At 66.9% G+C, this 13426-nt stretch carries 10 protein-coding genes; 3 read left to right on the forward strand and 7 right to left on the reverse strand.

Annotated elements, in window-relative coordinates:
- The first annotated feature begins 14 nt into the window (after positions 1–14).
- Positions 15–542 (forward strand): acyltransferase family protein, encoded by a 528-nt coding sequence (locus ACFPO9_RS19055; RefSeq protein WP_379773486.1) that lies wholly within the window; start codon positions 15–17, stop codon positions 540–542.
- 62 nt (positions 543–604) lie between these two features.
- Positions 605–1369, forward strand: a complete 765-nt coding sequence (xth, locus tag ACFPO9_RS19060) for an exodeoxyribonuclease III (RefSeq protein WP_379773489.1) — start codon at positions 605–607, stop codon at positions 1367–1369.
- 146 nt (positions 1370–1515) lie between these two features.
- Here xth and ACFPO9_RS19065 read toward each other — a convergent pair whose 3' ends face one another.
- The 6 genes from ACFPO9_RS19065 to prpB all read right to left on the reverse strand — a co-directional run bounded on the left by ACFPO9_RS19065 (position 1516) and on the right by prpB (position 11134).
- Complete coding sequence (locus ACFPO9_RS19065; RefSeq protein ID WP_379773492.1) at positions 1516–4419, reverse strand: EAL domain-containing protein; 2904 nt, start codon at positions 4417–4419, stop codon at positions 1516–1518.
- 138 nt (positions 4420–4557) lie between these two features.
- Positions 4558–5766 (reverse strand): 2-methylaconitate cis-trans isomerase PrpF, encoded by a 1209-nt coding sequence (prpF, locus tag ACFPO9_RS19070; RefSeq protein ID WP_379773494.1) that lies wholly within the window; start codon positions 5764–5766, stop codon positions 4558–4560.
- A gap of 53 nt (positions 5767–5819) precedes the next feature.
- Positions 5820–8420, reverse strand: a complete 2601-nt coding sequence (gene acnD / locus ACFPO9_RS19075; protein ID WP_379773496.1) for a Fe/S-dependent 2-methylisocitrate dehydratase AcnD — start codon at positions 8418–8420, stop codon at positions 5820–5822.
- Between the two features lie 10 nt (positions 8421–8430).
- Positions 8431–8946: a GNAT family N-acetyltransferase gene (locus ACFPO9_RS19080; RefSeq protein WP_379773499.1), complete on the reverse strand. Its 516-nt coding sequence runs from the start codon at positions 8944–8946 to the stop codon at positions 8431–8433.
- 108 nt (positions 8947–9054) lie between these two features.
- Positions 9055–10221 (reverse strand): bifunctional 2-methylcitrate synthase/citrate synthase, encoded by a 1167-nt coding sequence (gene prpC / locus ACFPO9_RS19085; protein WP_379773501.1) that lies wholly within the window; start codon positions 10219–10221, stop codon positions 9055–9057.
- 22 nt (positions 10222–10243) lie between these two features.
- Positions 10244–11134 carry a methylisocitrate lyase gene (prpB, locus tag ACFPO9_RS19090; protein WP_379773504.1) on the reverse strand — a complete coding sequence of 297 codons (891 nt, stop codon included), beginning with the start codon at positions 11132–11134 and terminating at the stop codon, positions 10244–10246.
- Positions 11135–11398: 264 nt separating this feature from the next.
- On the opposite strand from prpB, the gene ACFPO9_RS19095 reads away from it, so the two are divergent.
- On the forward strand, positions 11399–13012 hold the full coding sequence (locus ACFPO9_RS19095) for a M20/M25/M40 family metallo-hydrolase (protein ID WP_379773506.1): 1614 nt from the start codon (positions 11399–11401) through the stop codon (positions 13010–13012).
- Between the two features lie 37 nt (positions 13013–13049).
- On the opposite strand, the gene ACFPO9_RS19100 is transcribed toward ACFPO9_RS19095, so the two are convergent.
- Complete coding sequence (locus tag ACFPO9_RS19100) at positions 13050–13418, reverse strand: glyoxalase superfamily protein (RefSeq protein WP_379773508.1); 369 nt, start codon at positions 13416–13418, stop codon at positions 13050–13052.
- Positions 13419–13426 lie beyond the last annotated feature (8 nt).

Raw genomic sequence — 13426 nt, forward strand, 5'->3', positions numbered from 1 at the left:
CCGGCGTCATCGCCGTGCTGTACTGGTTCGCCTTCGGACAAAATGCGCCGAAAGGCCTGTGGCTGCATTCGGAAGTGATGGCCTTCGGGATCGTGGTGTCGGGCTTCCTGCTGCTTGCTTTCCGCGTGCGCCGGCCGGCCCTGCCCGCGTTCGCCGTGCCGCTGCTGGTCGTGGGGGGCATCTGCGCCTACTGGTGGCGCCTCCCGCAGGCCTTCATGCTGATCGCCGGCGGCGGCGCCTTCGCGCTGGCGCTCAACCTGCTGGACCGCAGCCCGGGCCTGTTCCGCACGATCCTCGAATTCCGGCCGCTGCGCCAGATGGGCGTCTGGTCGTTCTCGCTCTACCTTTGGCAGCAGCCCTTCTACATGCTGTATCACCGCGAAGGCCTGCCGCTGCTGCCGGCGCTGGCCGGTTCGCTGACGCTGGGCGTCGCCGCCTTCTACCTCGTCGAGAATCCCGCGCGCACCTGGCTGAACCGCGTGCTGACCAGCAAGATCGAGATCCCGCCCGACGAGGACGACGTGCCGATGCTGCAGCCCTGAGGACGGGGCGGCCGGCTGCCATGTAATAATGGCAGTCTTGCCATCTCCCTCCTCAAGCATTCATGAAATTAGCCACCTGGAACGTCAACTCCCTGAAAGTGCGCCTGCCGCACCTGCTGCAATGGCTCGCCGCCAATCCGGTCGACGTGCTCTGCCTCCAGGAGACCAAGCTCACCGACGACAAGTTCCCGGTCGCCGAAATCAAGGCGGCCGGCTACGAGGTCGCCTTCACCGGCCAGAAGACCTATAACGGCGTCGCCATCATCTCGAAGCATCCGCTGACGGACGTGGTGCGCAATAACCCGCACTTCCCCGACGAGCAGCAGCGCCTGATCGCCGCCACCGTGCAGGGCGTGCGCGTCATCTGCGCCTACGTCGTCAACGGCCAGGCGGTCGGCTCCGACAAGTTCGCCTATAAAATGGCCTGGCTGGCGGCGCTGCGCGAGTGGGTCAAGGAAGAGATGGCGGCGCATCCGGATTTCGCGATCCTGGGCGACTACAACATCGCCCCGGACGACCGCGACGTCTACGACCCGGTCGAATGGGCCGGCGCGATCCACTGTTCGGAACCGGAGCGCGCCGCGCTGGGCGAGCTGTTCGGCCTCGGCCTGGCGGACGCTTTCCGCCTGTTCGAGCAGCCGGAAAAGCTGTACAGCTGGTGGGACTACCGCATGATGGCCTTCCGCCGCAACCGCGGCCTGCGCATCGACCACATCCTGCTCTCGCCCAGCCTGGCGAAGCGCTGCACCGCCTGCATCATCGACCGCGAGCCGCGCAAGTGGGAGCAGCCTTCGGATCACACGCCAGTGATCGCGACGATCGCTTAGTTTACCGGCTTAGAACCTATCCCAGTAGGGAGGAGGAAGTTGATGACGATGCATGGCAAGCGCGGGCCAGGCGCGAGGAGGCCGCATGGCGAGCCATGCAACGACGAGCAACGCCGCACGCGCTTGTCAGGCGCGTCAGCAACGACTCATTCCCTACTGGGATAGGTTCTTAGCAGCGGCGGCATCTCCGCCGCATCCGCCGGCCTGGCGAACAGGTAACCTTGCGCCAGGTCGCAGCCATGCTCGCGCAGCAGCGCCAGCTGGGCCCCGGTCTCCACCCCTTCCGCCACCACCGACAGCTGCAGGCTGCCGGCGAGCGCCATGATCGCGGCGACGATCGCGCGGTCCTCGCCGCTGGTCTCGAGGTCGCGCACGAAGGCGCGGTCGATCTTGATCTTGTGGACCGGGAAGCGCTTCAGGTAGGCCAGGCTCGAATAGCCGGTGCCGAAGTCGTCGATCGACAGGCGGATGCCCATCGCCGAGATCTGCTCCAGCGTTTCCAGGGTCTGGCGGCCGTGCTGCATCAGCGCGGTCTCGGTGATCTCGAATTCCAGCATGGCCGCCTCGATGCCGGTGTCCTCCAGCGTGCGCCGGATCGCCGGCACCAGGCCGCGGTGCATGAACTGGCGCGCCGACAGGTTGACCGCCAGCGGCACCGGCGCCAGGCCGGCCCGGCGCCAGGCCACCGCCTGTTCGCAGGCGGCGCGGATCACCCATTCGCCGACCGGCACGATCAGGCCGTTCTCCTCCAGCATGGGAATGAAGTCGTCCGGCGCGACCAGGCCATGGTCCGGGCGGCGCCAGCGCAGCAGCACTTCCATGCCCTCCACCTTGCCGTCGCGGGTGGCGACGATGGGCTGGTAGAACAGCGTGAACTCCTCGCGCTCGAGCGCGCCGCGCAGGCTGGTCTCGAGCTCGAAACGGCGCGCCGCCGCCACGTTCATGCGCTCGGCGAAGAACTGGTAGTTGTTGCGGCCCGAGGCCTTGGCGTGGTACATCGCGGCGTCGGCCTTGCGCATCAGGGTCTCGACGTCCTCACCGTCGTCCGGGCACAGGCAGATGCCGATCGAGGGCGAGATGTGCAGGCTGCGGCCCTCGAAGGGCACCGGCTCGGCCAGCGCGGCGATGATCTTGTCGCCGACCAGCGCGCATTCGTCGAGCGTGCGCACGCCCGGCACCAGCACCACGAACTCGTCGCCGCCCAGGCGCGCCACGGTGTCGACCGCGCGCACCACCTTGCACAGGCGGTTCGCGACTTCCTTCAGCAGGTGGTCGCCGGTCAGGTGGCCGAGCGAATCGTTGATGGTCTTGAAGCGGTCCAGGTCGATGAACATCACGGCCAGCTTGCGGCCGTCGCGGCGCGCCGCCAGCATCGCCCGATCCAGGCGCTCGGACAGCAGCGCGCGGTTCGGCAGGCCGGTCAGGGCGTCATGGTAAGCCATGTGGTGGACCCGCGCCTCGGCCTGGCGGCGTTCGAGGATCTCGGCCTGCAGCAGGCGGTTGGCGCCGGCCAGCTCGGCGGTGCGCTCCTGCACCCGCACTTCGAGTTCGTCACGCGCGCGGCGCAGGGCGTCGGCCGCCTCGCGCTGGGCGGTCACGTCGTCGATCAGCCAGACGCTGCGGCCGCCGCGCTGGGCCATGTCGAAGGGCCGGCCCGACAGGCGCGCCCAGAAGCGCGTGCCGTCGCGCCGCTGCAGGTGGTATTCGGCCATGTGCACGCGGCCGGAAGCGAAATCGCACTGGGTCTGGCGGCGCGCCTCGTCCCAGCTGGCGGTGTCCGGATACAGCTCGCGCACGCTGGCGCCGTCGATCGCCCCGGCCTGGCAGCCGAACAGCTCCTCCATCTTGCGGTTGCAGCGCAGCGTGCGGCCGTTCTCGACCACGGCGATGCCGAGCACCGCGTTGTCGAGAATGGCCTGGTTTTCCAATACCGCGTTGCGCAGCGATTCCTCGTCGCACTTCTGGCGCGTGCGGTCCTCGATCATCCAGATCGTGCCCTGCGCCGGGTCTTCGCTGTTGATGGCGTAGCCGATCAGGCGCACCCACATCGGCGTGCCGTCCTTGCGCACCATGGTGCTCTCGGCCTGGAAGGGCTTGCCCTGTCCGAGCACGGCGTAGGCCTCGGCGCCCAGATAGCCGAAGGCCAGGTCGTCGGCGTACAGGATGCGCGTCAGGCTGCCGATCGCTTCGCCTTCCGCATAGCCGAACATGCGGTCGAAGCTGCTGTTGGCGCGCGTGATCACGCGGTTGCGTGTGAAGAAAATGCCGATCGAGGCGTTGGTCATGATCGCCTGCACTTCACGCAGCGCCTGGCGCGCTTCCGTCACGTCTTCCAGGATCCAGATCGTGCCGGCCTCGCGCGCCGTCATGTCCACCGCCCTGGCGCGGATGCGGCACCAGATCAGCGAGCCGTCGCGGCGGCGCAGCTGGATCTCGTCGCGCTCGAACAGCTCGCCCGAGGTCAGCACGCCGACAGCCTGCTCCATGAAGCCCTCGTACTGGGACTGCGATACGAAGAAGGCGGCGGGATCCCGCCCCACCAGCTCGTCGGGCTCGTAGCCCAGCATGTGGGCCATGCGCGGATTGCAGGACTTGACCATGTGCGGCAGGGTGACGACGATGCCGACCGGCGCGTGCTCGAGCACCACCGCCTGCTCCAGCTGGACGCTGCGCAGCGCGCCTTCCGCGCCGCGCGCTTGCCGGGCGCCCGGCAGCTCGCCGAACACGAAGGTCGCGCCGGCGATGCCGGCCGCGGGCGGCAGCGGACGCGCCCTCACCTCGACCGGGACTTCGCACCCGCCAGCGGCCAGCAGGCCGCGCCAGCGCCGTTCGCCGTCCGCCGCCAGCCCGGCCTCATGCCCGGCCTGCGGCCTGCTGCGTTCGCAGAACAGCGCCTGCAGCCGTCGCCCCTCCGGCGCCGCGCCGAACAGCCGCTCGAGGGCCTCGTTGGCCGCCCAAATCATCCCCTGCGCATCGCAGGCGCAGGCCGGCGCCGCCAGCAGCGCCAGCGCCTCGGCCACCATCGCCGGTTTGCTCGTTACTCGATCCATCCCTGTCCCATTTTGCGGGTCCGTCCGCCGGACCTCTTTTTCCGGGAAGAATCATAAACCAACAATCAGCAGTAAATATCAAACAAGCAAAAAAAAGCCCGCTGTGTTGTACGGCGGGCTCAGGGACGTGAGAAAGCCTTAGAAAGTGTCCCCGGGTACACGGACCCAGCCTTCCATCAGCACACGGGCGCTGCGGCTCATCACCGCCTTCTTGACGGCCCAATCGCCGCTTTGCGCATCCTGCTCGGCCTGGGCGCCGACGCGCAGGGTACCGGACGGGTGGCCGAAACGCACCGCTTCGTGGGCGCGGCCGCCGGCGGCCAGGCTGACCAGGGTGCCGGGAATCGCCGCCGCGGTGCCGATCGCCACCGCCGCCGTGCCCATCATCGCGTGGTGCAGCTTGCCCATCGAGAGCGCGCGCACCAGCAGGTCGATGTCCTGGGCGGCTACCCGCTTGCCGCTCGACGCCACATAATCCGCCGGCGGGGCGACGAAGGCCACCTTGGGCGTATGCTGGCGGCGCGCCGCGTCTTCCAGATGCGCGATCAGGCCCATGCGCATGGCGCCGTGGGCGCGGATCAGTTCGAACATCGCCAGCGCTTTCGGGTCGCCGTTGATGTCGTCCTGCAGCTCGCTGCCCTTGTAGCCGACATCCAGAGCGTTGACGAAGATGGTCGGGATGCCGGCGTTGATCATGGTCGCCTTCAGCGTGCCGACGCCCGGCACCTCGAGTTCGTCGACCAGCTGCCCGGTCGGGAACATCGAATTGCTTGCCCCAGCGCCGCCCTCGCCCTCCTCGGCCGCCGGGTCCATGAACTCGAGCTGAACTTCGGCCGCCGGGAAGGTCACGCCGTCCAGTTCGAAGTCGCCGGTTTCCTGGACCTGGCCGTTCGTCACCGGCACGTGGGCGATGATGGTCTTGCCAATGTTGGCCTGCCAGATCGTCACCGTGACCGTGCCGTTTTCCGGGATCCGGTCCGCGGGAATGAAACCGTTGCTGATCGCATAGGGACCGATCGCCGCCGACAGGTTGCCGCAGTTGCCGCTCCAGTCGACGAAGGGCTTGTCGATGGAGACCTGGCCGAACAGGTAGTCGACGTCGTGGCCGGGGCGGGTGGCCTTCGCCACGATCACCGTCTTGCTGGTGCTCGAGGTGGCGCCGCCCATGCCGTCGATCTGCTTGGCATAGGGATCGGGGCTGCCGATCACGCGCAGCAGCAGCTTGTCGCGCGCTTCGCCAGGAACTTGCGCGGCTTCGGGCAGGTCCTGCAGGCGGAAGAAGACGCCTTTGCTGGTGCCGCCGCGCATGTAGGTGGCGGGGATTTTGATTTGTGGTACGTGGGGCATATGTGTTATCCCTTGCCCGTCGTTCCCGCCTGCGCGGGAACGACGTTGATTAATCAAGCAGCGACTTTGGTCGTCGCCAAAAAGTCCTGCGCAAACCGCTGCAGCACGCCGCCGGCCTCGTAGATCGACACCTCTTCCGCGGTATCGAGGCGGCAGGTCACCGGCACCTCGACCGTCTCGCCATTCCGGCGGTGGATCACCAGCGTGAGCACCGCGCGCGGCGTGCGTTCGCCCACCACGTCGTAGCGCTCGCTGCCGTCCAGGCCCAGGGTCAGGCGGGTCGTGCCCGGCATGAACTCCAGCGGCAGCACGCCCATGCCGACCAGGTTGGTGCGGTGGATGCGCTCGAAGCCTTCGGCGACGATGGCTTCCACGCCCGCCAGGCGCACGCCCTTGGCCGCCCAGTCGCGCGAGGAGCCCTGGCCGTAGTCGGCGCCGGCGACCACGATCAGGGGCTGCTTGCGTTCCATATAGGTCTCGATCGCTTCCCACATGCGCGTGACCTGGCCTTCCGGCTCGATGCGGGCCAGCGAGCCCGCGCGCACGCTGCCGTCGGGATTGCGCACCATCTCGTTCTTGAGGGTCGGATTGGCGAAGGTCGCGCGCTGCGCGGTCAGGTGGTCGCCGCGGTGGGTCGCGTAGGAGTTGAAGTCCTCTTCCGGCAGGCCCATCTTGTGCAGGTATTCGCCGGCCGCCGAGTTCATCATGATCGCGTTCGACGGCGACAGGTGGTCGGTGGTGATGTTGTCGCCCAGGACCGCCAGCGGCAGCATGCCGGTCAAGCTACGCTCGCCGGCCAGCGCGCCTTCCCAGTAGGGCGGACGGCGGATGTAGGTGCTCATCTCGCGCCAGTCGTACAGCGGCGACACCGCTTCTTCCGTGGTTTCCTGGCGCGCGAACATCACGTCGTACACCTTGCGGAACTGCTGCGGCTTGACCGATTGCTCGACCACGGCGTCGATCTCGGCGTCGCTCGGCCAGATGTCGGCCAGGCGGATTTCCTTGCCATTCGCGTCGACGCCCAGCACGTCCTTCTCGATGTCGAAGCGGATCGTGCCGGCGATCGCATAGGCCACCACCAGCGGCGGCGAGGCCAGGAAAGCCTGCTTCGCATACGGGTGGATGCGGCCGTCGAAGTTGCGGTTGCCCGACAGGACGGCGGTCGCGTACAGGTCGCGCTCGACCACTTCCTTCTGGATCACCGGATCCAGCGCGCCCGACATGCCGTTGCAGGTGGTGCAGGCAAAGGCGACGATGCCGAAGCCCAGCTTTTCCAGTTCCGGCAGCAGGCCCGCTTCTTCCAGGTACAAGGCCACGGCCTTCGAGCCCGGCGCCAGCGAGGACTTCACCCAGGGCTTGCGCAGCAGTCCAAGCTTGTTCGCGTTGCGGGCGATCAGGCCGGCGGCGATCATGTTGCGCGGGTTGTTGGTGTTGGTGCAGCTGGTGATGGCGGCGATGATCACGGCGCCGTCCGGCATCAGGCCAGGCTCGTTCTCGACCTTGCCGGAGATGCCCTGGGCCGCCAGTTCCGAAGTCGGCACGCGCTTGTGCGGGTTGGACGGGCCGGCGATGTTGCGGACCACGGTCGACAAGTCGAACTGCAGGGTGCGCTCGTACTCGGCCTTCGCGAGCGTATCGGCCCACAAGCCGGTTTCCTTCGCATAGGTCTCGACCAGCTTCACCAGCTCGTCGTCGCGGCCGGTCAGCTTGAGGTATTTGATGGTCTGTTCGTCGATGGCGAACATGGCGGCGGTGGCGCCGTATTCCGGGGCCATGTTCGAGATCGTGGCGCGGTCGCCCAGGGTCAGGTTCGACGAACCTTCGCCGAAGAATTCGAGATAGGCGGAGACCACTTTCGACTTGCGCAGGAACTCGGTCAGCGCCAGCACGATGTCGGTGGCGGTGATGCCCGGCTGCGGTTTGCCGGTCAGTTCGACGCCGACGATGTCCGGCAGGCGCATGTACGAGGCGCGGCCCAGCATGACGCTCTCCGCTTCCAGGCCGCCGACGCCGATCGCGATCACGCCCAGCGCATCGACCATCGGGGTGTGCGAGTCGGTGCCGACCAGGGTGTCCGGGTAGGCGACGCCGTCGGTCACTTGCACCACGGGGCTCATGCGCTCGAGGTTAATCTGGTGCAGGATGCCGTTCCCCGGCGGGATCACGTCGACGTTCTGGAACGCTTTCTTGGTCCAATTGATGAAGTCGAAGCGGTCTTCGTTGCGGCGGTCTTCGATGGCGCGGTTCTTGTCGAAGGCGTCCGGGTCGAAGCCGCCGCACTCCACGGCCAGCGAGTGGTCGACCACCAGCTGGGTCGGCACCACCGGGTTGACCAGGGCCGGGTTCCCGCCCTGCAGGGCGATGGCGTCGCGCAGGCCGGCCAGGTCGACCAGTGCGGTCTGGCCGAGGATGTCGTGGCAGACCACGCGCGCCGGGAACCAGGGGAAATCGAGGTCGCGCTTGCGTTCGATGAGCTGCTTCAGCGAGGGCGCCAGGGCTTGCGGTTCGCAGCGGCGCACCAGGTTCTCGGCCAGCACGCGCGAGGTGTAAGGCAGGCCGTCCCAGGCGCCGGCCTGGATCTCTTCGACCGCGGCTTTGGCGTCGAAGTAGTGGAGATTGGTCCCGCGCAGGGGTTTGCGATATTGGCTGTTCATGATGTCGGTATTACAGAATGAGTTGTCGGTGCTGCTTGGCGTGATAGCGCCCGTCCAGCAGCAGGGCCTCCGGCTCGAGGCCGAAGGGCTGGAATCCGAAGGCGGCGTACAGCTGCTGCGCCTTGGTGTTGCCGTCGATGACCGTGAGCGAGATCTGCCGCACGTGTCCGAGCGCGCGCGCGTGCGCGAGCAGGTGTGCGACCAGCGCGCGGCCGATGCCCTGGCGCTGGCGCTCCGGGTCGACAGCCAGCGCTTTCAGCTCGGCCGCATGGCGGACCTTGCGGCCGTCCGGCATGCGCAGGCAGATCGCGCCGACCAGCCGCGCATCGCACTGCGCGCCGTCGAAGGCGCCGAACATGGTGTCGCCCGCCGTCGCCAGGCGCTTCTCGGCCCAGGACAAGGGCTGCCGCAAGGCGTCTTCGTAGTCCGACTGGAAGGCGAGCGGGAAGGCGCGCAGGGCGGCCAGGCGCAAGGCGCGGTAGGCGGCTGCGTCGGTGGGGGTGAGTTGGCGGATGGTCAGGTTCATCGTTATCCCGTCGTCCCCGCGAAGGCGGGGATCCAAGTTCTGCATTAGTTACCTAACACCCAGCCAACTTGGGTCCCCGCCTGCGCGGGGACGACGACAGTGGTCTATTTACTTACGCTCGGCCAGCGGCACGAACGTCAGGTCTTCCGGACCGACATAGTTGGCGCTCGGACGGATGATCTTGTTGTCGATGCGCTGCTCGATGATGTGCGCCGACCAGCCCGAGGTGCGCGCGATCACGAACAGCGGGGTGAACATCGCGGTCGGCACGCCCATCATGTGGTACGAAACCGCCGAGAACCAGTCCAGGTTCGGGAACATCTTCTTCACTTCCCACATCACCGATTCCAGGCGCTCGGCGATGTCGAACATCTTCATCGAACCGGCATCCGCGGACAGCTTGCGCGCGACTTCCTTGATCACCTTGTTGCGCGGGTCCGAGATCGTGTACACCGGGTGGCCGAAGCCGATCACGACTTCCTTGTTGGCGACGCGGTTGCGGATGTCGGCTTCGGCTTCGTCCGCGTTTTCATAACGCTTCTGGATCTCGAAGGCGACTTCGTTGGCGCCGCCGTGCTTCGGACCGCGCAGCGCGCCGATCGCGCCGGTGATGGCCGAATAGATGTCGGAGCCGGTGCCGGCGATGACGCGGCCGGTGAAGGTCGAGGCGTTGAACTCGTGCTCGGCGTACAGGATCAGCGAGGTGTGCATCGCCTTGACCCAGTCGTCGGAGGGCTTGAAGCCGTGCAGCAGGTGCAGGAAGTGGCCGCCGATCGAATCGTCGTCGGTTTCCACTTCGATGCGCTTGCCGTTGTGGCTGAAGTGGTACCAGTACAGCAGCATCGAACCCAGCGACGCCATCAGGCGGTCGGCGATGTCGCGCGCGCCCGGGATGTTGTGGTCGTCCTTCTCCGGCAGCGTGCAACCCAGCACCGAGACGCCGGTGCGCATCACGTCCATCGGGTGCGAGGCGGCCGGCAGCGCTTCGAGGGCGCCCTTCACCGCCTGCGGCAGGCCGCGCAGCATCTTGAGCTTGGCCTTGTAGCCTTTCAGTTCGGCGGCGTTCGGCAGCTTGCCGTGCACCAGAAGATAGGCGATCTCTTCGAATTCGGAAGTGTCGGCCACGTCCAGGATGTCGTAGCCGCGGTAGTGCAGGTCGTTGCCGGAACGGCCCACCGAGCACAGCGCGGTGTTACCTGCGGCGACGCCGGACAGGGCGACGGATTTCTTCGGCTTGAAGGTCGGGGTGTCGGTCTGGGTGGTCTGATCGGTCATCTCGAAAGTCTCCGTAATAAGATTATTTGGTTTTGTTCTGGGCAAACAGGGCATCCAGCTTCTGCTCGAAGCTATGGTAATCGATGCGGTCGTAGAGTTCGGCGCGGGTCTGCATGCTGTCTACCACGTTCTTCTGCGTGCCTTCGCGGCGGATGGTTTCGTACACGTTCTCGGCCGCCTTGTTCATGGCGCGGAAGGCCGACAGCGGGTAGAGCACGATGTCGACGTCGGCGCCGGCCAGTTCGTCCACCGTGAACAGCGGGGTCGAACCGAATTCGGTGATGTTGGCCAGGATCGGCACCTTGACCGCTTTCTTGAACTGGGCGTACATCTCGAGGCTGGTGATCGCTTCCGGGAAGATCATGTCGGCGCCGGCTTCGACGCAGGCGACGGCGCGTTCGATGGCCTTGTCCAGGCCTTCGACGGCCAGCGCGTCGGTGCGCGCCATGATCACGAAGTCGTCATCGGTGCGGGCGTCGGCGGCGGCCTTCACGCGGTCGACCATCTCGCCCTGGCTGACGATCTCCTTGCCCGGACGGTGGCCGCAGCGCTTGGCGCCGACCTGGTCTTCGATGTGGCAGGCGCCGGCGCCGGCCTTGATCAGCGAGCGCACGGTGCGGGCGACGTTGAAGGCCGATGAGCCGAAGCCGGTGTCGATGTCGACCAGCAGCGGCAGGTCGCAGACGTCGGTGATGCGGCGCACGTCGATCAGCACGTCTTCCAGGCCCGAGATGCCGAGGTCCGGCAGGCCCAGCGAACCCGCGGCCACGCCGCCGCCCGACAGGTAGATCGCACGGTAGCCGGCGCGCTTGGCCAGCAGGGCGTGGTTGGCGTTGATCGCGCCGATCACCTGCAGCGGGTGTTCTTCCTGCACGGCCAGGCGGAATTTGGCGCCTGCGGAGAGTTGGCTCATGGTGCTGTCCTTTCGTTTGATTCATTGAGCGGAGTATGGGCATATCAATGCAAACGCCGTGCCAGCTCTTGCGCCGCCCCGCCCTGGCCTGTTTTCAAGGACTTGGGCCCGTCAAGAGCCCTTCTTGGCGTTTCACATTGCAACATCGTTTCACAGTGAAACGCTCCGTGTTCAACACAGCTGTTCCGCTGGTACAGCCGGGTTCGCAAGCGTAGAATCCCTTGCGCAGTTCTCTTTTGACAACAACAACCACCAAGAGGATCCATGGGAGACATTCACAAGGCCAGCCTGCTGGCGACCCTGGTTGCGGCCTGCTTCGGCGCCCAGGCCGCCGACGTCGATGCCAACACCATCAACCGCATCGCCGACGAGGGCTATAACCGCGGCCAGGTCGTGAGCCTTGCCGCCCACCTGAGCGACCGCATCGGCGGCCGCATGACCAACTCGCCGGCCATGCGCCAGGCGGAAAAATGGACCCAGCAGATGTTCAGCACCTGGGGCCTGCAGAACGTCCACCTCGAAGGCTACGACTTCGGCCGCGGCTGGTGGATCGAGTCGGCGTCGGTGCGCATGACGGCGCCGCGCCCGCTGGCCCTGAGCGCGATTCCCGTCGCGTGGACGCCGCCGACCAAAGGGACCGTCAGCGCGCCGATCGCGGTCGCGCCGATCCGCCATGTGCGCGACCTGGCCCAGTACAAGGGCAAGCTGCGCGGCAAGATCGTGCTGGTGAGTTATCCGGACGCGCCGAAGGACGACACCGCCGCCACCTTCAAGCGCTTCGACGAGGCCGAACTGGGCAAGCTGTCGACCTACGACCAGCCGCACTACGATCCGGACGGTTCCTTCGATATGTATAAAAAATACTTCGAGCAGGCGCGCGAGATCGACCGCTTCATGGCGGCCGAAGGCGCGCTGGCGCTGGTCAAGATGTCCTACCGCGGCGGCGGCCTGGTGCAGGGCGAGGGCTATTTCCACCGCAAGGGCGAGACCGTGTCGCTGCCAGAAATCGAGATGGCCGCCGAAGACTACCGCCGCCTGGCGCGCCTGGCCAAGGTCGGCGAGGTGGAACTCGAGATGAACAACAATGTGCATTTCGACGACCGCGACATGAACGCCTACAACGTGCTGGCCGAGATCCCGGGCAGCGACCCGCAGGCCGGCTACGTGATGGCCGGCGCCCACCTCGACAGCTGGGTGGCCGGCGACGGCGCCGCCGACAACGGCGCCGGTTCGGTGGTGGTGATGGAAGCGGCGCGCATCCTCGCGCAACTCGGCGTGAAGCCCAAGCGCACGATCCGCTTTGCGCTGTGGAGCGGCGAGGAACAGGGCCTGCTCGGTTCCCTGGCCTACATCCAGAAGCACATCGCCACCCGCCCGCGCCCGAGCGACGCCGCGCATGCGAAGCTGCCCGAGTTCATGTGGGAGACCTACCCGATCACGCCCCTGCCCGGCTACAACGAGATGGCGGCCTACTTCAACCTCGACAACGGCTCGGGCAAGATCCGCGGCATCTACGCCGAGGGCAACTTCGCGGCGATGCCGGTGCTGCGCAGCTGGCTCGCGCCCTTCTCCAGCCTGGGCGCCGACAAGGTCGTGGCCAAGAAGACCGGCGGCACCGATCACGAGATCATGGCCGGCATGGGCCTGCCCGCCTTCCAGTTCATCCAGGACCCGCTGGACTATGGCTCGCGCGTGCACCACTCGAACCTCGACACCTTCGACCACCTGCGCACCGAAGACCTGCGCCAGGCCGCGGTGATCATGGCCACGGTGCTGCTGCAGGCGGCGGAGAGCGACACGCCGATGCCGCGCAACGTACTGCCGAAGCAGCCGACGCCGACCGATCCTTTCCTTTACAGGGATCCGGCGAAGGACTGAGCGCTTGACGTCGTCCCCGCGAAGGCGGGACCCAAGCTCAGCGGCGCTGCTGGAACACCAGCGTGTTGCCGCTGGGGTCGTCGATATACACTTCGCGGGTGCCCCAGGTCTGCTCCAGCGGGCCTTCGTGCACCGGCGATTCCGGCCGCACGGGCGGCCTGAAGCCGCGCGCGGCGAAGCTTGCGAACGCGGCATCCACGTCCTCGCACAGGACGATCGTGCTGGAGTGGCCATAGCGCCCTTCTCCCGGCGTCAGGTTCAGGTGCAGCTCATCCCCGCCGCGCCGCAGCCCCGCATAGAAGGGCTGGTCTTCGGGCCAGGTAAACTCAAGCGCGAAGTCGAGCACGCGCGTGTAGAACGCGATCGCTTCCGGCACGTCGCGCACCACCAGTATCGGTATCAGCATCGGTCCCT

Source organism: Massilia aerilata (assembly GCF_042656905.1).
In the GTDB taxonomy this organism is placed as follows: Bacteria; Pseudomonadota; Gammaproteobacteria; order Burkholderiales; family Burkholderiaceae_D; genus Telluria; species Telluria aerilata.